We start from the raw sequence: 21,069 nt of genomic DNA, 5'->3' as shown, positions 1-21,069 counted from the left end.
TGGGGGAGGTGGGTGAGAGGCGGTAGGGATATCCCCACCGGGGGCTACCAAGGAGTACCCGGGGACCGCTTACGGTCCTTTTAACAGGGCCTAGACTCGCGTGCGTACAGAAGTGACCCATGAGACACCGAGACCGAGGGGCGGACGTGCGGGAACCGACCGTTGTCGCGGCCGACGCGGCGGACTACTTCCAGACGTACTCCGTCGTCGGGCTGCTCGCCGTCGTCGGCGTGCTCTTCGTCGCCGTGGCGTTCGGCGCCGGGCGACTGCTCAGGCCCGTCGTGCCGACACCCGAGAAACTCCTCACCTACGAGTGCGGTGTCGACCCCGTGGGGGAGGGCTGGGCCCACACCCAGGTCCGCTACTACGTGTACGCCTTCCTCTACGTCATCTTCGCCGTCGACTCGATCTTCCTCTTCCCCTGGGCGACGGTCTTCGCGGCGCCCGGCTACGGCGCCACGACCCTGGTCGAGATGTTCGTCTTCCTCGGCTTCCTGGCCGTGGGGCTGCTCTACGCGTACAAGAAGGGCGTCCTGTCATGGACGTAACACCGCTGCCCGCTCCGAAGCTGGGGACGCTCGCCCGCCTGGCGCCCGAGCCGATGAAGGTGGTCCTGAACTGGGGCCGCCGCTACAGCCTGTGGGTCTTCAACTTCGGCCTCGCCTGCTGCGCGATCGAGTTCATCGCCGCGTCGATGGCCCGGCACGACTTCATCCGGCTCGGCGTGATCCCCTTCGCGCCCGGGCCGCGCCAGGCGGACCTGATGATCGTCTCCGGCACGGTGACGGACAAGATGGCGCCGGCCGTGAAGCGCCTGTACGAGCAGATGCCCGAACCGAAGTACGTGATCTCCTTCGGCGCCTGCTCCAACTGCGGCGGCCCCTACTGGGACTCGTACTCGGTCACCAAGGGCGTCGACCAGATCATCCCGGTCGACGTGTACGTACCGGGCTGCCCGCCCCGCCCCGAAGCGCTCCTCCAGGGCATCCTCAAGCTCCAGGAGAAGATCGCGCGCGAGAGCCTGGCGGAGCGGTACGCGACGACGGCGTCGACCGCGTCGGTCGCGGAACTGACCAGCCCGCTGACGCCGCCGCCGGGAGACAGGTCATGAGTACGTACGACTCCCTCCCCGACTCCGTCACGGAGATCTTCGGCGAGGAGGCGACGGCGGAGCAGGCGTACGACCTGCTGACCGTCGACGTCCCGCCGGCCTCCTGGATCGAGGCCCTCACGACGGCCCGCGACGAGCTGGGCTGCACCTACTTCGACTGGCTGAGCGCGGTCGACGAGCCGGGCACGGGCTTCCGCGTCTGCGCGCACGTGGTGGCCCTCACGGCCGGCCACGCCCCGCGCCGCCTGCTCGTCCGGACGACGGTCCCGCACGAGGCCCCGGCCCTCCCGACGGCGATCGGCGTGTACGCGGGCGCGGGCTGGCACGAGCGCGAGACCCACGAGATGTTCGGCGTGGACTTCACCGGCCACCCCCACCTCGTCCCGCTCCTCCTCCCCGAGAACTTCGAGGGCCACCCCCTCCGCAAGGACTTCGTCCTCGCGGCCCGCGTCGCGAAGGCGTGGCCGGGTGCGAAGGAGCCGGGCGAGTCCCACGACGGCGGAGGCCCGAAGCGCCGCCAGATGCTCCCGCCGGGCGTGCCGGACCCCAACGAGTGGGGCCCCCAGAAGGGCCAGCTCCCCCCGGCCCCGGCCCGCCCGGCCCGGGCGGCCGCGGGCGACCGCCCCGCCCGCCGCACCCGCTCGGTGACGGAGGGCTCGGCGACCCAGCCGACCCCGGAGGCCGGCGCGCCGGTACGCCGCTCCCGCTCCGTGACGGAGGGCTCGGCAAGCCAGACACCCGCGACGGAGGCCCAGCCGGGCACTCCGGAGCCCGGAACCCCGCCCGCGCCGCGCCGCTCCCGCACGGCAGCGGACGGCTCGGCGAGCCAGGCGACCCCGACAGGGGACGCGCCGGCGGAGGCCCCGCCCACGGCGCGCCCGCCGCGCCGCTCCCGCACGGCCGCCGACGGCTCGGCGAGCCAGGCGACCCCGGAGCAGGGCGCGACGACGGACGCCACCCCGCGCACCCGCAGCGCGGACGCCCCCTGGCACCACGCCCGCCCGGCCTTCGACGAGAAACCACAAAACCCGGAAACCCCGGCAGCCCCGGCCACCGCAGCCGAGCCCCCGGCCGCCCCGCCGGCGGAGCCGACCGAGGCACCGGGCACCCCGGCGGAGCCCGAGGCACCGGCCACCCCGGACCCGGCCGCACCGGCCACTCCGGCCGAGAGCCCGGCCGCCCCGGCGGCTGAGCCGACCGAGGCACCGGGCACCCCGGCGGAGCCCGAGGCACCGGCCACCCCGGCCGAGCCGACAGCCCCGGCCCCGGCCAAGCCCGACGCCCCGGCCACCCCGGCCGAGCCCGCCGCCCAGCCCGAGCCCGGCCCCCAGCCCGACGCCCCCCAAGCCCCGCCGCCCGCAGGGCGGGAAGAGGCGATCGAACCGACCGAACCCACCGACCCCGCCGGAGGCGACCCCGCGTGAACGACGCACTCGACGTCGCCGTCCGGCTTCTGATCGTCTTCGGCGTGTTCCTCGTCCTGCCGCTGGTCGTCGGGCAGACCGAGCACAAGGTCATGGCCCACATGCAGGGCCGCCTCGGCCCCATGTACGCCGGTGGCTTCCACGGCTGGGCCCAGCTCGTCGCCGACGGCGTGAAGTTCGCGCAGAAGGAGGACGTGGTCCCGAAGGACGCGGACCGGCGGATCTTCCAGCTCGCGCCGGCCGTCGCCCTCCTCCCGTACCTCCTCGTCCTCGTCGCGATCCCGATCGGGCCGAGCGAGGGCGCCGTCGGCCAGGTCGTCGACGCGGGCATCTTCTACGTGCTCGCCGTGATGGGCATCGGCGTGCTCGGCAGCCTCATGGCCGGCTGGGCGTCCGCCAACAAGTTCTCGCTGCTCGGCGGTCTCCGTACCGCCGCCCAGCTGCTCGCCTACGAGCTCCCGATGCTGCTCGCCGCCGCGTCCGTCGCGATGGCCGCCGGCACCGTCTCCCTCCCCGGCATCCTGAACGCCTTCGAGTGGTGGTGGCTGCCCTGGCAGATCGTCGGCGCGATCGTCTTCTTCGTCGCCGGTCTCGCCGAGCTCCAGCGGCCCCCGTTCGACATGCCGGTCGCCGACTCGGAGATCATCTTCGGCGCGTACACCGAGTACACCGGCCTCCGCTTCGCGCTCTTCCTGCTCGCCGAGTACGCCGGCATCGTCGTCCTCTGCGGTCTCACCACCGTCCTCTTCCTCGGCGGCTGGCACGGCCCCTTCGGCGGTGACGGACTCGGCTGGGTCTGGACGCTCCTCAAGACCGCCGTCCTCGCGTTCGTCGTGATCTGGCTGCGGGTGACCTACCCGCGCCTGCGCGAGGACCAGCTCCAGAAGCTCGCCTGGACGACGCTCGTCCCGCTCGCCCTCGCGCAGATCGCGCTCACCGGCATCGTGAAGGTGGCGATCCAGTAACCATGCCTCCCATCCCCGGCTCCGGCCTCGCCAAGGGCCTCGCCGTCACGCTCCGCACGATGACGCGGAAGACCGTCACCGCGCAGTACCCGGACGTCCAGCCCGAGCTGCCGCCCCGCACCCGCGGGGTCATCGGACTGTTCGAGGAGAACTGCACGGTCTGCATGCTCTGCGCCCGTGAGTGCCCCGACTGGTGCATCTACATCGACTCCCACAAGGAGACGGTGCCGGCCGCCGCCCCCGGCGGCCGCGAGCGCAGCCGGAACGTCCTCGACCGCTTCGCCATCGACTTCTCGCTCTGCATGTACTGCGGCATCTGCATCGAGGTGTGCCCCTTCGACGCGCTCTTCTGGTCGCCGGAGTTCGAGTACGCGGAGACCGACATCCACGAGCTGACCCACGAGCGCGACAAGCTCCGCGAGTGGATGTGGACGGTCCCGGAGCCGCCCGCGCTCGACCCGAAGGCGGAGGAACCGAAGGAGATCGCCGCGGCCCGCAAGGCGGCGGAGAAGGCGGCCGAGAAGGCGGCGGCGGAGAAGGCCGCAGCCGCCGAGGCCCAGGAGGAACAGCAGTGATCCTGGCAGCACAAGCGGCCGCGGAGGCCCCCGGCTTCCTCTCGCCCTCCGGCGTCGAGATCGCCTTCCTCCTCGTCGGCCTCGTCACCCTCGGCGCCGCCGTCGTCACCGTCACCACGCGCCAACTCGTCCACGCCGCCCTCTGGCTGGTCGTGGCGCTCGGCGGGCTCGCCGTCGAGTACCTGCTCCTGACCGCCGAGTTCATCGCCTGGGTGCAGGTCCTGATCTACGTCGGCTCCGTCGTCGTCCTCCTGCTCTTCGGCCTCATGCTCACCAAGGCCCCCATCGGCCGCTCCCCGGACGCCGACTCCGGCAACCGCCCGGTCGCCCTCGGCGTCGCGCTCGCCGCCGCCGTCGCGCTCGTCTGGGTCGTCGTCGACGCGTTCCGTACGACCTGGATCGACCTCGACGGAGCCGTCCAGGGCTCCACCGAGGTCACCGGCGCCACCCTCTTCAAGCACTGGGTGCTGCCCTTCGAGGCCCTCTCGGTGCTCCTCCTGGCCGCGCTGGTCGGCGCGATCGTCCTCTCCCGCAAGAAGGAGCAGGAGCGCTGATGCACCTCGCCTATCCTGCGGTCCTCGCCGCCCTCCTCTTCTGTGTCGGCGTGTACGGCGTCCTCGCCCGCCGCAACGCGATCCTGGTCCTGATGTCCGTCGAGCTGATGCTCAACGCCGTCAACCTCAACCTGGTCGCCTTCGACGTCTGGCTCCGCGACACCCTGCACGCCGGGCAGGCCCTCACCCTCTTCACCATCGCCGTCGCCGCCGCGGAGATCGGCATCGGTCTCGCGATCGTCCTGATGGTCCACCGCAACCGCGGCACCGCGGACGTCGACCGCCTCCGCGACACGGCGGAACGGCCGGAGTCCCCGGACGGGGCATCCGACACCGACGCACCCGCAGACGACACGCCCCACGGCGAGAAGGCCGAGGCCACCGCGTGACCACCACGACCCTCGCCGTCCTCGTCCCCCTCCTCCCGTTCCTCGGCTCCGTCGCCGGACTTCTCCTGGGCCGCACCGCGCCCGGCTTCGTCCGCCCGCTCGCCGTGCTCCCGACGCTCGCGGCGGCCGTCCTCGCCGTCCTCGTCGCCGCCCGCCAGGGCGGGGGCAAGCCGATCGTCGCGGCCACCGAGCTCACCCCGACCGGTTCGGTCCCCATCGACCTGGCCCTCTACATCGACGGCTTCGCGGCCCTCGTCGCCGTCCTCGTCGGCGTCGTCGCGACCTGCGTGCAGATCTACTCGACGGGCTACCTCCGCGACGACCCCCGCTACCCGTCGTACGCCGCGCTCGTCTCCCTCTTCACCTCCGCGATGCTCCTCGTCGTCTACTCCGGCGACCTGATGGTGCTCCTGGTCGGCTGGGAGATCATGGGCATCTGCTCGTACTTCCTCGTCGGCCACTACTGGGAGACGCCCGAGGCGCGGGCCGCCTCCCTCAAGGCCTTCCTCGTCACCAAGCTCGGTGACGTCCCCTTCCTCATCGGTCTCTTCGCGCTCGCCACCGACGCGGGCACCTTCCGCATCACCGGTGTCCTCGGCACCGTCGCGAGCGGCGGCCTCGACCACCCCACCCTGATCGCGCTGCTGCTGCTCGCGGGCGTGGCCGGCAAGTCCGCCCAGTTCCCGCTGCACACCTGGCTCCCGGACGCGATGGCCGGCCCCACCCCCGTCTCCGCGCTCATCCACGCGGCGACGATGGTCGCCGCCGGCATCTACTTCACGGCCCGGCTGCTGCCCGTCTTCGCCGCCTCCGCCGCCGCGATGACCGTGCTCGCGGTGATGGCCGCGATCACGATGGTCGGCTCGGCACTGGCCGCGCTCGCCCAGGACGACATCAAGCGGGTCCTCGCCTACTCGACGATCGGCCAGCTCGGCTACATGGCCGGCGCCCTCGCGGTCGGCGACCGCGGGGCCGCCGTCTTCCACCTCATCTCGCACGGCGCCTTCAAGGCGCTCCTCTTCCTCGCCGCCGGCACCGTCATCCACGCCGCCGGGACGAACTCGCTCACCGCCATGTCCCGCATGAGCGGCCTCGCGAAGCGCATCCCCGACGCGTACTGGACGATGACCGTCGCCCTCCTCGCGCTCGCCGCGATCCCGCCCTTCGCCGGCTTCTTCTCCAAGGACGCCGTCCTCGTGGCCGCCGAGCACACCGCGCTCGGGGACCGGAGCGTCGCCCCCGCCGGGGCCGGCTGGACCGTCCTCGTCGCCGGGCTGCTCACCGCGCTCCTCACCGCGGCGTACGCGCTCCGCCTGTGGCTGCGGACCTTCCGCGGCCGGGGCGCCGAGGCCCCCGACCACGGCCGCCAGCCGATCGCCATGACGACCGTCCTGTGGGTCCTCGCGATCCCCTCCCTGGGCTTCGGCCTTGCCGTCACCTACCTGGACGACTGGTTCGACGGCCACCCGCTCACCCCGACCGTCACCACGGCCGTCCTGGGCACGGGCCTCGCCGTCGCCGGAGCCGTGATCACCTACGCGGTCTGGCGCACCCTCGCCGCGAGGACCGCCGTCGTACGGCCCCCGGCCCCGCACGTGGCCCACCCGGACGCCGACGCCGGCCTGGTCGAGGCCGAGGCGCTGCACCTGCCGCACCCCGCCGAGGACCCGGCCGACCCCGGCCGCGCCCTCCTGGGCCCGCTGTACGCCCCCGCCGCCGACGGCTTCCACCTGGACGCCGTCTACCGGGCCGCGTTCGTCCGCCCCGTCCTCGCCGCCGCCTCCCTGGTCCGCTTCCTGGACCGCGAGGTCGTCGACACCTACGTCCGCGCCGCGGGCAACTCCGCCCAGGGCCTCGGCTGGCTCGTCCGCCGTGCCCAGACCGGCAACGTCCAGACCTATCTGAGCGCCCTGCTCGCCGGCTCCGTCGTCCTGGTGATCGCCGCAGTCGCCCTCGCCAACGCCGTCGCCGGAGCGTGAGCCGTGATCGATATCAGCGAATCCGTGATGCAGTTCCTTCTCGCGTTCACCGTCGTCGGCCCGCTCATCGGCGCGGCCGCCGCTCTCCTCCCGGCCCCGCCCGGGCTGAAGGGGAAGTCCCCGGACCAGGCCGTGCTCCGCCACGGCGTCACCGTCACCGGCGTGATCCTGCTGGCCGCGATCGTCCTCGCGGTCGGCTTCGACCACGACCAGCCGTCGAGGATGCAGGCCACGACGGACATCGCGTGGATCCCCGCACTCGACGTGCGCATCCACCTCGGCATCGACGGCATCTCCCTCCCCCTCCTGGTCCTGACCGCGCTGCTGACCTTCCTCTGCGCGCTGTACAGCTACTTCAAGATGCCCGCGGGCCCGTCCCCGAAGGCCTTCGTCGCGCTCCTGCTCGTCCTGGAGTCCGGCACCCTCGCGACCTTCGCCGTCCTCGACCTCGTCCTGTTCTTCCTGGCCTTCGAGATGGTCCTCGTCCCGATGTACTTCCTCATCGCCCGCTGGGGCGGCGAGGGCAGGCGGGCCGCCGCCTGGAAGTTCATCCTCTACACGCTGCTCGGCTCCGTCGTCATGCTGCTCGGCCTGCTCCTCATCGGCGTACAGGCGGGCACCTTCGACATGGTGGCACTCGCCTCTGACAACGGCCGCGAACTGACCACGTCCGTGCAGGTCACCGCCGTTCTCGCGATCGGTCTCGGGCTCGCGGTGAAGACCCCGATGTGGCCGCTCCACAGCTGGCTCCCGGACGCCCACACCGCCGCCCCGACCGTCGGCTCCGTCCTCCTCGCCGGCGTCCTGCTCAAGATGGGCACGTACGGCTTCGTCCGGATCCTCCTGCCGATCGCCCCCGACGGCATGCGGACCTTCGCGCCCTACCTCGCCGCCTTCGCCGTCGCCGGGATCATCTACGGATCGCTCGCCTGCCTCGCGCTCGTGCGCCCCGGCGCCAAGGGCGACCTCAAGCGCCTCATCGCGTACTCCTCCGTCGGCCACATGGGCTTCGTCCTCCTCGGCATCGCCACCATGACCCCCACCGGGGTCAACGGCGCCCTCTTCGCCAACATCGCCCACGGCCTCGTCACCGGCCTGCTCTTCTTCCTCGTCGGCGCCCTCAAGGACCGGTACGGCACCGCCGACCTCGACACCCTCGCCGGCGCCACCGGGGCCGCCCTCTACGGCCGCGCCCCGCGCCTCGGCGCCCTCCTCGCCTTCGCCGCCGTCGCCTCCCTCGGCCTCCCCGGCCTGGCCGGCTTCTGGGGCGAGATGCTGGCCCTCTTCGGCGCCTTCGACCCGGCCCCGGGCCTCAGCCGCCCCGCCTTCCTCACCTTCATGGCGATCGGCGCGTTCGGCACCCTCCTCACCGCCGCCTACCTCCTCCTCGTCGTCCGCCGCGTCTGCATGGGCGGCCCGCGGCCCGCGGGGGAGACGACGATCGCCGACGTCCAGGGGTACGAGTTCGCCGCCTGGACCCCGCTCGTCGCCCTCACCGTCCTCGCCGGACTCTGGCCCGCCGTCCTCCTCGGCCTCACCGACCCGGCCGTCCAGCAGCTCCTCGCCGGAGGCACCCGATGACCCCAGTGACGGCACTCGCCGGTGAGTCGCTCGTCCAGTCCGTCGACTGGCTCACGATCGCGCCCCCCACCCTGACGGCCGTGGTCGCGCTCGTCGTCCTCGTCGCCGACCTGTTCGTCCCCCCGGAGCGCAAGCGGCTCCTCGGCTGGACCGCGATCGGCGGCCTCGTCGCCGCCCTCGCGCTCCTCGTCCCGCTGCGGGCCGGCGACCGCTCCACCTTCTGCCTCACCGCGGAGGCCCAGGCCCAGGGGCACGCGGGCGCGTGCAGCTACACCGCCGACCACTTCACGCTCGTCATCCAGCTACTCGTCCTCGGCGGCGCGCTGCTCACCGCGCTCCTCTCCCTGGACCAGACCCGCGAGAAGCTCCCCGCCGGCGAGTTCTGGTTCCTGCTGCTCTCCTCGGCCGCCGGCGCGGCCCTGCTGCCCGCCTCCCGCGACCTCGCGACCCTCGTCATCGCCCTCGAAGTGGCCTCGCTGCCCGCCTTCGCGCTCGTCGGCCTCAAGCGCGGCGACCGCATGTCCGGCGAGGCCGCCCTCAAGTTCTTCCTCTCCTCCGTCACCGCGACCGCCGTCACCCTGCTGGGCGTCAGCTTCGTGTACGCGGCGACCGGCACCCTCCACCTCACGGAGATCGCCCAGCGCCTCGACTCCGTCCCCGGGCAGCTGGAAACGCTCGCCCAGGCGGGCGTGGCCCTCACCCTCGTCGGCTTCGCCTTCAAGACGGCCGCCGTCCCCTTCCACTTCTGGGTCCCCGACACCTACGTCGGCGCCCCGCTGCCCGTCGCCGCCTACCTGTCCGTCGTCGGCAAGGCCGTCGGCTTCACCGGACTCATCCTGGTGACGGTCGTCGCCTTCCCCTCGTACGCGGACGTCTGGGGCCCGGCGCTCGCCGTCCTCGCCGCGCTCACCATGACCGCCGGGAACGTCGCCGCCCTCCGCCAGGTCTCCACGCGCGCGTGGAGCGCGGTCCGGCTGCTCGCCTGGTCGTCCGTCGCCCAGGCCGGCTACCTCCTGGTGCCGATCGCCGCCGCCGCGTACGCCGACGACGAGCAGGTCGGCGCCACCGTCGCGTACGCCCTCATGTACGCCGTCGTGAACCTCGGTGCCTTCGCGGTCGTCGCCTTCGTCGCCCGGACCCGCCCCGAGAACCGGATCGCGGACTACCGGGGCCTGTACGCGGCCAGCCCGGCCACGGCCCTCGCGCTGGGGTTCTTCCTCCTGAATCTGGCCGGTTTGCCCCCGGGTATCATCGGCCTCTTCGCCAAGGTGACCGTCTTCTCGTCGGCCGTCGACGCGGGCCTCGGCTGGCTGGCCGTGGTGATGGGCGTCAACGTCGTGATCGCGCTGTACTACTACCTGCGCTGGACGGCGCTGCTCTTCCGCGCGCCGGTGGGGGCCCCCGTCCCCCACAAGGCCTCCGGGCCGGTCACCCTGGCGATCGCGCTGACCGCCGCCGCCGGAGTCGTGCTGTCGGGCTACCCGCAGTTCGCCCTCCGCTTCGCGGCGGACGGCCTCTTCTGACCCCCCCCATACAGCCCCCCCCACAGAGAAACACCGAGGAGCAACACCCCGTGCTGAACGGATTCAAGGACTTCATACTTCGCGGGAACGTCATCTCGATGGCCATCGGTCTGGCCGTCGGAACCGCGTTCACGGCCGTCGTCACGGGCTTCAGCAAGGCCTTCATCACCCCGCTCATCGGTCTCGCGACCGGCTCCGTCGGCGACTTCAGCGAGGCCAGGTTCAGCGTCGGGAAGACCGTCTTCCCCTACGGCCTCGCCATCTCCGCCGCCATAGCGTTCGTCATCACCGCCGCGGTCCTCTACTTCCTGATCGTCGCCCCGCTCGCGAAGGTCCAGGAGAGGTTCGCCAAGGAGGAGGCGGCCGACCCCAAGGCCGAGAAGCGCGACTGCCCCCGCTGCTTCACCGAGATCCCGGCCATCGCCTCCCGCTGCGCCCACTGCACCAGCGAGGTCGAGCCCACCGCCGTCACCCTGGAGAAGCTCGCCGTCCCGGCGGCCCGCTGACGAGCCCCTTCACCCGAACGGCCCTGGAGCCTGCCCTGGCCGCCCCGGTACGGCCGGGGGAACCCGAGCCTCCCGCCTGGCGTTGACCAGTACGGGAGGGTCCACTGGACGAGTGGACCACCACGAAGCAAAGGGTTCCCCTGCCGCACCACTTGGAGGGCGTACCGTGCACCGCCGGCACAACGGGCTGAGGACCGCGGTCCTCCTCGGAGGGCTCTCCGCCCTCATCATCGTCATCGGCAGCTTCTTCGGACGGACGGGGCTGATCGTCGCGCTCTTCGTGGCGCTCGGCACCAACGCGTACGCGTACTGGAACAGCGACAAGCTGGCGCTGCGGGCCATGCGGGCCCGACCGGTCAGCGAGTTCGAGGCCCCAGCGCTGTACAAGATGGTGCGCGAGCTCTCCACGCAGGCCCGCCAGCCGATGCCGAGGCTCTACATCTCGCCGACCCAGGCGCCCAACGCCTTCGCCACCGGCCGCAACCCGCGCAACGCCGCCGTCTGCTGCACCGAGGGCATCCTCGCGATCCTCGACGAGCGAGAGCTGCGCGGGGTCATCGGCCACGAGCTGAGCCACGTCTACAACCGGGACATCCTCATCTCCTCGGTCGCCGGAGCACTCGCCTCCGTGATCATGTTCCTGGTCAACTTCGCCTGGCTGATCCCGGTCGGCCGCTCCAACGACGACGACGGCCCGGGACTCCTCGGCATGCTGCTGGTCATGATCCTCGGCCCGATCGCCGCCTCGGTGATCCAGCTCGCCATCTCCCGCTCCCGCGAGTACGAGGCGGACGCCTCCGGAGCCCAGCTCACCGGTGACCCACTCGCCCTGGCCAGCGCCCTGCGGAAGCTGGAGGCGGGCACCAAGCAGCTGCCGCTGCCGCCCGAGCCCCGGATCGAGACCGCGAGCCACATGATGATCGCCAACCCGTTCCGCCCCGGTCAGGGCATGTCCAAGATGTTCTCCACCCATCCGCCGATGGCCGAGCGCATCGCCCGGCTCGAACAGATGGCAGGTCCCCGCTCGTGAAGACCATCCTCAACATCATCTGGCTCATCCTCTGCGGATTCTGGATGTTCCTGGGCTACATGCTCGCGGGCGTCCTCCTCTGCATCACGATCATCGGCATCCCCTTCGGCCTCGCCGCGTTCCGCATCGGCCTCTACGCCCTGTGGCCCTTCGGATACACGGTCGTCGACCGCCGGGACGCCGGAGCCCCCTCCTGCATCGGCAACGTGCTGTGGCTGATCCTCGCCGGCTGGTGGCTCGCCCTCGGCCACATCGTCACCGGCATCGCCCTCTGCATCACGATCATCGGCATCCCGCTCGGCATCGCGAACTTCAAGCTGATCCCCGTCTCGCTGCTCCCCCTCGGCAAGGAGATCGTCCCCACGGACCAGGCGTACGCGGCCCGCTGATGCAGTACCCCCGCTACGCGCTGGTGCCCGCCCCCGGAGATCCCGCCCCCCACGTCCTGGCCCTCTGCCAGGACGTGGCGGGCCTCTTCGCCGAACCCGCCCGGCCCGCCCGCGTCCGCTACGAGCTCCGCGGCTGCGAACCCCGCGGCGAGCTGGGCCGGGCCGTCACCCAGGCGGTCGTCGAGGGCACAGCCCCCTTCGGCACGCTCGTCGTGGACCTCCACGGCACCCGATGGGCCCTCGCCGACACCCGGGTCCTCGGCATGCGCGGCGACGTCGTCACGGTCGAGGCCGCCGGCGAGCCGCGCCGCGCCCACCACGCCGCCGACCCGGTCCCGTGCGGCAACCTGATCCCGGTCACGCGCGCCGCACCCGAGGAGGAGACCCACACCGCCGTCACCTTCGTCGGCTGCTCCCCGCGCGGCGCACTCCGCGACGCCCTCGCCGCGGGCGCGGAGGAGTTCCGCGAGGTGCGCTACCAAGGCCTCACCCGGATCGGGAACCAGCACCACGAGGGCGAGGCCGGCCGCATCACCGGCTGGGACACCTCCGCCCGCCACCGCGGCCTCCTCGACCTCACCCTGTCCTTCCCCCGTACGCGCCTGGTGCCGCCCGCGACCGGCGAGATATGGGACCTGTTCTGGCACGCGAGGCCCACCGAGCCCGGCACCTGGCGGCGGTTCACCGGCGCGGCGCGCGGCGAGTGGCTGGACCGGGCAGCGGCCCACGGCTCGTACGGCGCCCCGGAGCTCGTCCCCGGCGCCACGTACCACCTCGACGGCACCGACGTCGTCGACGAGGACTCGTTCCGGTGCGCTCTGGGGGAGGCCGTGCTCGGCGCCGGCCGCTGCTTAGGCGCGGGAAGCTCCGGGGCGACGGTCGAGGAGCTGGCCGGCACGACCGTCGTCTGGCACCACGCCGACGTGGCCCGCGCCTGCCTGGGCGTCCTGCCCTACAGCGGGCACCGCCCGCCGACCTTCCAGGAGCTCGCCGACGACCTCAGGGACGCGGGGGTACGGCTCGTCCTCGACTGACCGCCCACGCCACGACGCCCGCCGCGAGGACCCCGGACCCCGCGAGGACCGACCCGAGCGGCAGCGCGAAGGCGAGCACGGTGCAGCCGACGAACCCGAGCGCGGCGAGCGGCCGGCTCCGGCCGCCCAGGGTCCAGGCGGAGGCGTTCGCGATGCCGTAGTAGACGAGCACGCCGAACGACGAGAAGCCGATCGCGCCCCGCACGTCCACCGTCGCCGCGACCACGGCCACCACCGCGCCGACGGCGAGCTCCGCCCGGTGCGGCACCCGGAAGCGGGGGTGCACGACGGCGAGCCCGGCCGGCAGGTAGCCGTCCCGCGCCATCGCCAGGGTCGTCCGGGACACCCCGAGGATCAGCGAGAGCAGCGAGCCGAGCGCGGCGACCGCCGCGCCCACCGTGACGAGCGGCACCAGCCACCCCGCGTCCGCCGCGCGGGCCGCGTCGGCGAGCGGCGCGGGGGAGTCCGCCAGGGCGGCGGGACCCAGGACGGCGAGCACGCTCACCGTGACCGCCGCGTAGACGGCGAGCGTGATCCCGAGGGCCACCGGCACCGCCCGGGGGATCGTGCGGGCCGGATCGCGGACCTCCTCGCCGAGCGTGGCGATCCGCGCGTACCCCGCGAACGCGAAGAAGAGCAAACCCGCGGCCTGGAGCTCCGAGCCCGCCAGCACCTCCCCGGCGAACGCGGCGGAGGACACCTCGCCGGCTTCGAGGGAGACCGTGACGACACACGCGAGGACCGCGAGGACCACCGCCACGACGACCCGCGTGAGCAGCGCCGACTTCTGAACTCCCCGGTAGTTCACGGCCGTCAGGGCCACCACGGCGGCGACCGCCACCGCGTGCGCCTGAGCGGGCCACACGTACGTCCCGACGGTCAGTGCCATCGCCGCGCACGAGGCGGTCTTGCCGACGACGAACGCCCAGCCGGCCAGGTACCCCCAGAACGACCCGAGGCGTTCGCGACCGTACACATAGGTGCCGCCGGAGGCCGGGTAGAGGGCGGCGAGCCGGGCGGAGGCCATGGCGTTGGCGTACGCGACGACGGCGGCGATCCCGAGCGCCCACAGGAGCCCGGCCCCGGACCCGGCCGCACCGGCAGCGGGCCCGAGCGCCACGAAGATCCCGGCCCCGATCATCGAGCCGAGCCCGATCACGACCGCGTCGAAGACGCCGAGCGACCGGCGCAGTTCCTCTGCCACGCCCTCAGCCTAGGGGGCGGTCAGCAACCGGTCTCGCGCAGTGTGATGTTGAGCCGCCCGGCCAGGCCGAGCGCCGGATCGGCCGTCCCCGGGTGGACCGTGGGCACCCCGTGATGGACCCACCGCGAGGCCCCGCCGAAGACGAAGAGATCACCGGAGGCCAGGTCGACGTCCCGGTAGGGCCGGCCGCGGTTCTCCGCGTTCCCGAACCGGAAGACGCACCGGTCCCCGAGGCTCAACGACACCACGGGAGCCCCGGACCGCTCCTCCTTGTCCTGGTGCATGCCCATCCGCGCGCCCGGCCCGTAGAAGTTCACGAGCGCCGTGTCAGGGGAGAAACCCGTGTGCTCCCCGTCCTCCCCGTACGCCTCGACGACCGCCTCCCGCCCCAACGCGGCAAGCCAGTCGGGCAGTTCGACGCCGACCGAGTCGAGATAGCGGTACGGCTCCCACTGCCGGCCCAGGCACAGCGACCGCACCGACATGACGCCCCCGCCCGGCAGCACGGTCCGCCGGTACGACACCGGCCCCCGCCCCCACTCCCGGCAGGCGTCCACCAACTCCCGCTGCCGCGCGGGCGGCAGCCACCCGGGCACGTGCACGGCCCCGGGCGCGACGACGGCCCGCTCGCGAGGGAAGAGCCCCTCGCTCACGCGGACCGCTCCAGGGCGCCCTCAAGCCCGAGGAGCCGCTCCTTCCGCTCAAGGCCGGCGGCGTACCCGCGCAGGCTTCCGTCGGCCCCGATCACCCGGTGGCAAGGCCGCACCACGAGCAGCGGGTTGCGCCCGATCGCGGTGCCCACGGCCCGCACCCCGGCCCCGGACGAGCCGACGAGCCGGGCGACGTCCCCGTAGGAGACGGTCGTGCCGTACGGGATCTCCTCCAGCGCCCGCCAGACGCGCCGCTGGAACTCCGTACCGACGCCCGGGTCGTACGGGACGTCGAACCGGTCCCGGCGGCCGGCGAAGTACTCGCCGAGCTGGCGCGCGACGTCCTCGAACGCCTCGGGCGCGCACGTCCAGCCGTCCTCGACCTCCACGCCGCCCTTCTGCCCCGGCAGGGACAGCGAGCGCAGCACGGCACGGCCCCCTTCGGCGAGCCGCCCGACCAGCAGCATCTCGCCCAGGGGGCCGTCGACGTACGCGTACACGGTCATGACTGGTTCCTCTCCCCGCACGGGCCTTCCACGATCCAGTGTGCGGGGCCCGCCGACCCTCGGGCTGGCGGAATTCGGACACGAGCCTCGATGTGTCAGCGGTAGTTCACGTACTGGAGGGCGAAGTCGAAGTCCTTGCCCTTGAGCAGCGCCTGCACGGCCTGCAGGTCGTCCCGGCTCTTCGAGCTGACGCGCAGCTCGTCGCCCTGGACCTGTGCCTTGACGCCCTTCGGGCCCTCGTCCCGGATGGCCTTCGCGACCTTCTTGGCGTTCTCCTGCGAGATGCCCTCGGTGATCGAGGCGAAGAGCTTGTACTCCTTGCCGGACAGCTGCGGCTCACCCTCGACGTCCAGCGACTTCAGCGAGATGCCCCGCTTGATCAGCTTGGTCTGGAAGATGTCGAGGATCGCCATGACGCGCTCCTCGCCGCTCGCCTGCATGAGGATCTTCTCGCCCGACCACTCGATCTTGGCGTTGGTGCCCTTGAAGTCGTAGCGCTGGGAGATCTCCTTCACGGCCTGGTTGAGGGCGTTGTCGACCTCCTGCCGCTCGACCTTGGACACGATGTCGAAACTGGAGTCGGCCATGACTCGTGGCTCCTTGCTCGGTTGCTGTGGGGTACAGCCCAAAGCCTAGGGGGTTCGCCGCGACTCGAACCGCTGATCAATCCGGTGGCGGACCACCCTCCGGGATCAGGTATTGTTTACGTCGTTGCCACGGAACACCGCGAAAGCGGCTCCACGGCAGCGATCTCATGGCGATGTGCCCGAGTGGCCAATGGGAGCGGACTGTAAATCCGTCGGCTTAGCCTACCCAGGTTCGAATCCTGGCGTCGCCACGTGAAGAAGGTCCCCGGTGTTCGCACCGGGGACCTTCACTCGTTTCCGGACCTTGCGGGCGCCGCCCGTCCTCGGGTCAGTTTCCGGCCACGTCCTTCACCGCGACCGAGAGCGGCGTCGAGCCGCTGGTCAGTTCCAGGGTCAGACCGGCCGTCGCAGGGGTGTCGAGGAGCTCCGCGAGGACCGCCGCCACGTCGTCGCGCGGGACCATGCCCCGGCCCGTGTGGGCCTCCAGGCGGACCAGGCCCGTGCCCGCGTCGTTCGTCAGGGCGCCCGGTCGCAGGATCGTCCAGTCCAGGGCCGTACGCGCGCGGACCGAGTCGTCGGCGGCGCCCTTCGCGCGGAGGTACGCGTCGAACACCTCGTCGCCCGCCTTGGCCGCGTCCGCGCCCATCGAGGACACGACGACGTAGCGCCGTACGCCCGCCCGCTCCGCCGCGTCCGCGAAGAGCACGGCCGCCGCGCGGTCCACCGTGTCCTTGCGGTCCACCGAGCTCCCCGGACCCGCGCCCGCCGCGAAGACCGCCGCGTCGGCGCCCTGGAGCACCGCCGAGACCATCTCCACCGACGCCGTCTCCAGGTCCAGGACCACCGGCTCCGCGCCCGCGTCCCGTAGGTCGTCGCCCTGTTCGGGCCTGCGGATGATCCCCGCGACCTCGTGCCCGCCCGCCGACAGCAGCCTCTCCAGGCGCAGGGCGATCTGTCCGTGTCCTCCAGCGATGACGATGCGCATACTCACGACCGTACGACGGGACCGGCCGGAGGGCTTCCCGGCTCGGGCGGCTGCGGCCGCTCCGGCCGCACCTGCCGGGGCAGGTCCAGGGCCGCCGCCGAGTCGCAGTACTCCCGCACCGCGCTCGTCCGGGCCACCACCCGCCCCCGGTGCACCACGATCCGGCTGTACGCGAGGGACAGCACGCCCGCGAGCCGCTCGCCGCGCACCGCGAGCAGCTCCGCCGGGAAGCCCGCCTCCACCCGCACCTCCGGCAGCCCCATCGCCGCCCGCGCCCCCGCGCTCACCGCCGCGTACGCCTCCTGGGGCGGCAGCCCGCCCAGCGAGGCGAGCAGGTACGCCGGCTCCAGCGGGTCCCCGCGCCCCACCGGGTTGGACACGTCCCGCAGCGCCCCGCTGCCCGCCGCGACCCGCACCCCGGCCGCCCGCAGCAGCCGGACCGGGGCCGCGCCCCGCAGCTCCGTCCCCCCGCAGCCGCCCTGCGGCAGGCACACCACCGTCACCCCGGCCGCCGCCAGCTGGTCCGCCGCCCGCCGCGCCACGTCCGAGGGGAGCCGGCCGAGCCCGGCGCACGGCCCGATGGCCACCCCGGGCCGCAGCCCGCCGGCCATCGCCGCGAGCCGGGCGAGCCGGGCCGGGTCGTCCCCGTCGGTGTGCAGGTCCACCGGGCAGCCGTGCTCGGCCGCGACCTCCAGGACCGCCTCCACGTACCCCGCCGGGTCCGGGTCTAGGTCCGGGCAGCCGCCGACCACCCCGGCGCCCATCTTCACCGCGTCCCGCAGCATCGCGAGCCCGTCCGCGCCCGCGATCCCGGTGAGGAGCCGGGGGACGGCGACGGCCGTGAGGTCGGCGAGGCCGCGCAGCGAACGCCGGGCCTGGAGCACGGCTTCGAGCGGGCCGAGGCCGTGGACGTCGCCGATCCGCACGTGCGCGCGGAGCGCGGTCGCGCCGTGCCCGAGCTGGAGCAGGGCGGCCTCGGTGGCCCGGCGCTGCACCTCGTCCGGGGCGTACGAGACGGGGCCCGGGGTGTCGGCGGAGAGCGCGGTGTCGGCGTGGGCGTGGGGTTCGGCGGCGGCGGGCAGCAGCAGATAGCCGGCGAGGTCGACGCGGGAACCGCCGCCGGCGCTGAGGCTGCCGGCGGTGCCCACGGCCTCGATGCGCCCGCCGACGAGCCGGACGTCCACGGTCCGGCCGTCGGTGAGGCGGGCGTGGGAGAGCAGGAGCGAGGTCGAGTCGGCGGTGGTGGCGGCCCCGTCCTCGGGCGGCTGGGGCTGCTTGCTGTCGGCTGACATCGGGCTCCTCAAGGCCTCTCAAGATCAAGATCGCGCAAGGTGGGGCAGAGCCTAGGGGGGCTCGGACCGACCTTCGAGGAGGAGCGCAATAGTCGTACCGATGAGTCCACGAGTGGCGTACGTGACGCCTGGTGAGAGCCGTCGCGGACGCTTGGCGAAGGTCGTCGTGAGGGCGCGCGGAAACCGATTTGGGTGATGGGCGGGAGACCGTGTAATGTCTTCCTCGCTCGCCCCAATAGCTCAGTCGGTAGAGCGTCTCCATGGTAAGGAGAAGGTCTACGGTTCGATTCCGTATTGGGGCTCTGGTGAGAAGGACCCCGCCCTCGGGCGGGTTCCAGATCATCAAAGCGGTGTAGCTCAGATGGTAGAGCAAGCGGCTCATAATCGCTGTGTCACCGGTTCAAGTCCGGTCACCGCTACACACGGTAGCCGATTGTGGGGTCGGTCCTTCGATCGGCTACTCTTTTATGCGTTCATCCGTCCCATCCGTCCAAGGAGCACTCACGTGGCTGCCACCGACGTCCGCCCGAAGATCACGCTGGCCTGCGTGGAGTGCAAGGAGCGGAACTACATCACCAAGAAGAACCGGCGTAACAACCCGGATCGCATGGAGATGAAGAAGCACTGCCCCCGCTGCAACTCGCACACTGCGCACCGCGAGACGCGCTAAACAGGCTCGTACACGAGGCCGTCCCCACCAGGGGGCGGCCTCGTGTCGTTTCTCCGCAGCATCCGCAGCATTGGCACCATCGGCAATACATCCAGGAGGTATCGAGTCCATGGCGCTCGACCAGTCCTTCGTGGGCCGGACCTATCCGCCCACCCCGCCCTACGAGGTCGGCCGCGAGAAGATCCGCGAGTTCGCCGAGGCGATCGGTGACGCCAATCCCGCGTACACCGACACCGAGGCGGCCAAGGCGCTCGGGCACTCCGATGTGATCGCCCCGCCGACTTTCGTGTTCGCCATCACCTTCAAGGCCGCCGGCGCCGTCATCGAGGACCCTCAGCTCGGCCTCGACTACAGCCGCGTGGTCCACGGCGACCAGAAGTTCGCCTACACCCGGCCCGTACGCGCCGGGGACCGGCTCTCGGTCACCTCCACCATCGAGGCGATCAAGTCCCTCGCCGGCAACGACATCCTGGACATCCGCGGCGAGGTCCACGACGCCTCCGGCGAGCACGTCGTGACCGCCTGGACGAAGCTCGTCTCCCGCGCACCCGAGGGGGCCTGACCATGACCGCCAAGATCGCCTACGACGAGGTCGAGGTCGGCACCGAGCTGCCCGCCCAGAGCTTCCCCGTGACCCGCGCCACACTCGTGCGGTACGCGGGCGCCTCCGGGGACTTCAACCCCATCCACTGGAACGAGAAGTTCGCGGTGGAGGTCGGCCTCCCGGACGTCATCGCCCACGGCATGTTCACCATGGCCGAGGCGATCCGCGTCGTCACCGACTGGACCGGCGACCCCGCCGCCGTCGTCGAGTACGGCGTCCGCTTCACCAAGCCGGTCATCGTCCCCAACGACGACCAGGGCGCCCTCGTCGAGGTCAGCGCCAAGGTCGCCGCGAAGCTGGACGACCGGAAGGTGCGGGTCGACCTCACCGCGACGAGCGCGGGCCAGAAGGTCCTCGGCATGTCGCGCGCCGTCGTCGAGCTCGCCTGACGGTACGAGCGTCACGGGCCCGTCGCGGAAGCGGCGGGCCCGTACCCTTGAGCCCGTGCAGCCACTCCACGACGCCCCCCTCGCGCCCCTGACCACCTTCCGGCTCGGCGGACCCGCCACCCGGCTCGTCACCGCCACCACCGACGACGAGGTGGTCGCGGCCGTCCGCGAGGCCGACGACGCGGGCACCCCGCTGCTGATCATCGGCGGCGGCTCCAACCTCGTCATCGGGGACAAGGGCTTCGACGGCACCGCGCTGCGCATCGCCACCACCGGCTTCGCCCTGGAGGGCACGCGCCTGGAGCTCGCCGCGGGCGAGGTCTGGACGGACGCCGTGGCACGGACCGTCGAGGCCGGGCTCGCCGGGATCGAGTGCCTGGCCGGCATCCCCGGCTCGGCCGGCGCGACCCCGATCCAGAACGTCGGCGCGTACGGGCAGGACGTCTCCGCGACCGTCACCGAGGTCGTCGCCTACGACCGGCGCGCCGAGGAGACCGTCACCCTCACGAACGCCGAGTGCGCCTTCTCGTACCGGCACAGCCTCTTCAAGGACGAGCCCGAGCGGTACGTGGTGCTGCGGGTCCGCTTCGACCTGGAGGACGCGGAGGGTCTTTCGGCGCCGATCAAGTACGCCGAGACCGCCCGCGCCCTCGGCGTGGAGGCGGGGGACCGGGTGCCGCTCGGCCAGGCCCGCGAGACCGTGCTGCGGCTCCGCGCCGGCAAGGGCATGGTCCTGGACCCGGCCGACCACGACACCTGGTCCGCGGGCTCCTTCTTCACCAACCCGATCCTCACGGCGGGGGAGTACGAGACCTTCCTCACGCGCGTGGCCGGACGGCTCGGCCCCGACGTCGCCCCGCCGGCCTTCCCCGCGGGCGAGGACGGCGCCGTGAAGACCTCCGCGGCCTGGCTGATCGACCGGGCCGGGTTCACCAAGGGGTACGGCACCGGGCTCGCCCGGATCTCCACCAAGCACACCCTCGCCCTCACCAACCGCGGCGAGGCGACCACCGAGGACCTCCTCGCCCTCGCCCGCGAGGTCGTCGCCGGCGTGCGGGACGCCTTCGGGATCACCCTCGTCAACGAGCCCGTCACCGTGGGCGTGGAGCTCTAGCACGCTTC

At 72.6% G+C, this 21,069-nt stretch carries 23 protein-coding genes, 3 tRNA genes and 1 pseudogene; 21 read left to right on the top strand and 6 right to left on the bottom strand.

Annotated features, from left to right (window positions below; translation table 11 throughout):
• Nucleotides 1-119: 119 nt before the first annotated feature.
• The 14 genes from ACFC0G_RS29415 to ACFC0G_RS29350 all read left to right on the top strand — a co-directional run bounded on the left by ACFC0G_RS29415 (nucleotide 120) and on the right by ACFC0G_RS29350 (nucleotide 13,060).
• The gene (locus tag ACFC0G_RS29415) at nucleotides 120-548 is read left to right on the top strand and encodes an NADH-quinone oxidoreductase subunit A (protein WP_189800433.1); all 429 of its coding nucleotides are present in this window, start codon (nucleotides 120-122) and stop codon (nucleotides 546-548) included.
• Entirely contained in the window at nucleotides 539-1,111 is a 573-nt protein-coding gene (locus ACFC0G_RS29410; protein ID WP_376408694.1) for an NADH-quinone oxidoreductase subunit B, read from the top strand. The genes ACFC0G_RS29415 and ACFC0G_RS29410 overlap by 10 nt, the downstream gene beginning before the upstream one ends.
• Nucleotides 1,108-2,535 carry an NADH-quinone oxidoreductase subunit C gene (locus tag ACFC0G_RS29405; RefSeq protein WP_376408691.1) on the top strand — a complete coding sequence of 476 codons (1,428 nt, stop codon included), beginning with the start codon at nucleotides 1,108-1,110 and terminating at the stop codon, nucleotides 2,533-2,535. The genes ACFC0G_RS29410 and ACFC0G_RS29405 overlap by 4 nt, the downstream gene beginning before the upstream one ends.
• The gene (locus ACFC0G_RS29400; protein ID WP_376408688.1) at nucleotides 2,532-3,500 is read left to right on the top strand and encodes an NADH-quinone oxidoreductase subunit H; all 969 of its coding nucleotides are present in this window, start codon (nucleotides 2,532-2,534) and stop codon (nucleotides 3,498-3,500) included. Before ACFC0G_RS29405 ends, ACFC0G_RS29400 begins: the two co-directional genes overlap by 4 nt.
• Before the next feature lie 2 nt (nucleotides 3,501-3,502).
• Complete coding sequence (locus ACFC0G_RS29395) at nucleotides 3,503-4,075, top strand: NuoI/complex I 23 kDa subunit family protein (protein ID WP_376408685.1); 573 nt, start codon at nucleotides 3,503-3,505, stop codon at nucleotides 4,073-4,075.
• Nucleotides 4,075-4,629, top strand: a complete 555-nt coding sequence (locus ACFC0G_RS29390; RefSeq protein WP_376409012.1) for an NADH-quinone oxidoreductase subunit J — start codon at nucleotides 4,075-4,077, stop codon at nucleotides 4,627-4,629. Before ACFC0G_RS29395 ends, ACFC0G_RS29390 begins: the two co-directional genes overlap by 1 nt.
• Nucleotides 4,629-5,018, top strand: a complete 390-nt coding sequence (gene nuoK / locus ACFC0G_RS29385) for an NADH-quinone oxidoreductase subunit NuoK (protein ID WP_376408683.1) — start codon at nucleotides 4,629-4,631, stop codon at nucleotides 5,016-5,018. Before ACFC0G_RS29390 ends, nuoK begins: the two co-directional genes overlap by 1 nt.
• Nucleotides 5,015-6,997: an NADH-quinone oxidoreductase subunit L gene (locus tag ACFC0G_RS29380; RefSeq protein WP_376408680.1), complete on the top strand. Its 1,983-nt coding sequence runs from the start codon at nucleotides 5,015-5,017 to the stop codon at nucleotides 6,995-6,997. Before nuoK ends, ACFC0G_RS29380 begins: the two co-directional genes overlap by 4 nt.
• A 27-nt stretch (nucleotides 6,998-7,024) precedes the next feature.
• Entirely contained in the window at nucleotides 7,025-8,578 is a 1,554-nt protein-coding gene (locus tag ACFC0G_RS29375; protein ID WP_376409010.1) for a NuoM family protein, read from the top strand.
• Nucleotides 8,575-10,101, top strand: coding sequence for an NADH-quinone oxidoreductase subunit N (locus ACFC0G_RS29370; protein WP_376408677.1), 1,527 nt, complete (start codon nucleotides 8,575-8,577; stop codon nucleotides 10,099-10,101). The genes ACFC0G_RS29375 and ACFC0G_RS29370 overlap by 4 nt, the downstream gene beginning before the upstream one ends.
• Nucleotides 10,102-10,151: 50 nt before the next feature.
• Nucleotides 10,152-10,607 (top strand): large conductance mechanosensitive channel protein MscL, encoded by a 456-nt coding sequence (mscL, locus tag ACFC0G_RS29365; protein WP_376408674.1) that lies wholly within the window; start codon nucleotides 10,152-10,154, stop codon nucleotides 10,605-10,607.
• 166 nt (nucleotides 10,608-10,773) lie between these two features.
• Nucleotides 10,774-11,637, top strand: a complete 864-nt coding sequence (gene htpX / locus ACFC0G_RS29360) for a zinc metalloprotease HtpX (protein ID WP_376408671.1) — start codon at nucleotides 10,774-10,776, stop codon at nucleotides 11,635-11,637.
• Complete coding sequence (locus ACFC0G_RS29355) at nucleotides 11,634-12,026, top strand: YccF domain-containing protein (RefSeq protein WP_376408668.1); 393 nt, start codon at nucleotides 11,634-11,636, stop codon at nucleotides 12,024-12,026. Before htpX ends, ACFC0G_RS29355 begins: the two co-directional genes overlap by 4 nt.
• Nucleotides 12,026-13,060, top strand: coding sequence for a hypothetical protein (locus tag ACFC0G_RS29350; protein ID WP_376408665.1), 1,035 nt, complete (start codon nucleotides 12,026-12,028; stop codon nucleotides 13,058-13,060). Before ACFC0G_RS29355 ends, ACFC0G_RS29350 begins: the two co-directional genes overlap by 1 nt.
• On the opposite strand, the gene ACFC0G_RS29345 is transcribed toward ACFC0G_RS29350, so the two are convergent.
• From ACFC0G_RS29345 to ACFC0G_RS29330, 4 genes are all read right to left on the bottom strand, one after another.
• Nucleotides 13,026-14,264, bottom strand: coding sequence for an APC family permease (locus tag ACFC0G_RS29345; RefSeq protein ID WP_376408662.1), 1,239 nt, complete (start codon nucleotides 14,262-14,264; stop codon nucleotides 13,026-13,028). The two genes, ACFC0G_RS29350 and ACFC0G_RS29345, sit on opposite strands and share 35 nt — an antisense overlap.
• Nucleotides 14,265-14,284: 20 nt before the next feature.
• Nucleotides 14,285-14,917: an alpha-ketoglutarate-dependent dioxygenase AlkB gene (locus ACFC0G_RS29340; RefSeq protein WP_376408659.1), complete on the bottom strand. Its 633-nt coding sequence runs from the start codon at nucleotides 14,915-14,917 to the stop codon at nucleotides 14,285-14,287.
• Complete coding sequence (locus ACFC0G_RS29335; protein WP_376408656.1) at nucleotides 14,914-15,420, bottom strand: methylated-DNA--[protein]-cysteine S-methyltransferase; 507 nt, start codon at nucleotides 15,418-15,420, stop codon at nucleotides 14,914-14,916. The genes ACFC0G_RS29340 and ACFC0G_RS29335 overlap by 4 nt, the downstream gene beginning before the upstream one ends.
• A gap of 95 nt (nucleotides 15,421-15,515) precedes the next feature.
• On the bottom strand, nucleotides 15,516-16,007 hold the full coding sequence (locus ACFC0G_RS29330) for a YajQ family cyclic di-GMP-binding protein (protein ID WP_376408653.1): 492 nt from the start codon (nucleotides 16,005-16,007) through the stop codon (nucleotides 15,516-15,518).
• Nucleotides 16,008-16,176: 169 nt separating this feature from the next.
• On the opposite strand from ACFC0G_RS29330, the gene ACFC0G_RS29325 reads away from it, so the two are divergent.
• Nucleotides 16,177-16,258 (top strand) — tRNA-Tyr (locus ACFC0G_RS29325).
• Between the two features lie 77 nt (nucleotides 16,259-16,335).
• Here ACFC0G_RS29325 and ACFC0G_RS29320 read toward each other — a convergent pair.
• Nucleotides 16,336-16,992 (bottom strand): NAD(P)H-binding protein, encoded by a 657-nt coding sequence (locus ACFC0G_RS29320; protein WP_376408650.1) that lies wholly within the window; start codon nucleotides 16,990-16,992, stop codon nucleotides 16,336-16,338.
• Between the two features lie 2 nt (nucleotides 16,993-16,994).
• Entirely contained in the window at nucleotides 16,995-18,284 is a 1,290-nt protein-coding gene (locus ACFC0G_RS29315; RefSeq protein ID WP_376408647.1) for an amidohydrolase family protein, read from the bottom strand.
• A 229-nt stretch (nucleotides 18,285-18,513) separates the two neighbouring features.
• Here ACFC0G_RS29315 and ACFC0G_RS29310 point away from each other — a divergent pair.
• The 6 genes and pseudogenes from ACFC0G_RS29310 to ACFC0G_RS29285 all read left to right on the top strand — a co-directional run.
• Nucleotides 18,514-18,586 (top strand) — tRNA-Thr (locus ACFC0G_RS29310).
• A gap of 44 nt (nucleotides 18,587-18,630) precedes the next feature.
• Nucleotides 18,631-18,703, top strand: a tRNA-Met gene (locus tag ACFC0G_RS29305).
• A gap of 86 nt (nucleotides 18,704-18,789) precedes the next feature.
• Nucleotides 18,790-18,954 carry a 50S ribosomal protein L33 gene (gene rpmG, locus ACFC0G_RS29300; RefSeq protein WP_007265873.1) on the top strand — a complete coding sequence of 55 codons (165 nt, stop codon included), beginning with the start codon at nucleotides 18,790-18,792 and terminating at the stop codon, nucleotides 18,952-18,954.
• 109 nt (nucleotides 18,955-19,063) lie between these two features.
• Nucleotides 19,064-19,516, top strand: coding sequence for a MaoC family dehydratase N-terminal domain-containing protein (locus ACFC0G_RS29295; protein WP_024755361.1), 453 nt, complete (start codon nucleotides 19,064-19,066; stop codon nucleotides 19,514-19,516).
• Between the two features lie 2 nt (nucleotides 19,517-19,518).
• The gene (locus tag ACFC0G_RS29290; RefSeq protein ID WP_376408643.1) at nucleotides 19,519-19,947 is read left to right on the top strand and encodes a MaoC family dehydratase; all 429 of its coding nucleotides are present in this window, start codon (nucleotides 19,519-19,521) and stop codon (nucleotides 19,945-19,947) included.
• 40 nt (nucleotides 19,948-19,987) lie between these two features.
• Nucleotides 19,988-21,061, top strand: a pseudogene (locus ACFC0G_RS29285) (UDP-N-acetylmuramate dehydrogenase); the annotation flags it as partial.
• Nucleotides 21,062-21,069: the final 8 nt, after the last annotated feature.

Source organism: Streptomyces sp. NPDC056169 (assembly GCF_042268445.1).
GTDB lineage: Bacteria > Actinomycetota > Actinomycetes > Streptomycetales > Streptomycetaceae > Streptomyces.
This window is presented reverse-complemented; position numbering and strand designations above follow the sequence as displayed.

Bases quoted from the DNA above. Each gene is read 5' to 3' on its own strand.
- ACFC0G_RS29295 (WP_024755361.1), top strand. From the start codon at position 19,064: ATGGCGCTCGACCAGTCCTTCGTGGGCCGGACCTATCCGCCCACCCCG.
- ACFC0G_RS29315 (WP_376408647.1), bottom strand. From the start codon at position 18,284: ATGTCAGCCGACAGCAAGCAGCCCCAGCCGCCCGAGGACGGGGCCGCC.
- ACFC0G_RS29415 (WP_189800433.1), top strand. From the start codon at position 120: ATGAGACACCGAGACCGAGGGGCGGACGTGCGGGAACCGACCGTTGTC.
- ACFC0G_RS29330 (WP_376408653.1), bottom strand. From the start codon at position 16,007: ATGGCCGACTCCAGTTTCGACATCGTGTCCAAGGTCGAGCGGCAGGAG.
- ACFC0G_RS29395 (WP_376408685.1), top strand. From the start codon at position 3,503: ATGCCTCCCATCCCCGGCTCCGGCCTCGCCAAGGGCCTCGCCGTCACG.
- ACFC0G_RS29320 (WP_376408650.1), bottom strand. From the start codon at position 16,992: ATGCGCATCGTCATCGCTGGAGGACACGGACAGATCGCCCTGCGCCTG.
- ACFC0G_RS29375 (WP_376409010.1), top strand. From the start codon at position 7,025: ATGCAGTTCCTTCTCGCGTTCACCGTCGTCGGCCCGCTCATCGGCGCG.
- ACFC0G_RS29290 (WP_376408643.1), top strand. From the start codon at position 19,519: ATGACCGCCAAGATCGCCTACGACGAGGTCGAGGTCGGCACCGAGCTG.
- nuoK (WP_376408683.1), top strand. From the start codon at position 4,629: ATGCACCTCGCCTATCCTGCGGTCCTCGCCGCCCTCCTCTTCTGTGTC.
- ACFC0G_RS29350 (WP_376408665.1), top strand. From the start codon at position 12,026: ATGCAGTACCCCCGCTACGCGCTGGTGCCCGCCCCCGGAGATCCCGCC.
- ACFC0G_RS29405 (WP_376408691.1), top strand. From the start codon at position 1,108: ATGAGTACGTACGACTCCCTCCCCGACTCCGTCACGGAGATCTTCGGC.
- ACFC0G_RS29410 (WP_376408694.1), top strand. From the start codon at position 539: ATGGACGTAACACCGCTGCCCGCTCCGAAGCTGGGGACGCTCGCCCGC.
- ACFC0G_RS29370 (WP_376408677.1), top strand. From the start codon at position 8,575: ATGACCCCAGTGACGGCACTCGCCGGTGAGTCGCTCGTCCAGTCCGTC.
- ACFC0G_RS29335 (WP_376408656.1), bottom strand. From the start codon at position 15,420: ATGACCGTGTACGCGTACGTCGACGGCCCCCTGGGCGAGATGCTGCTG.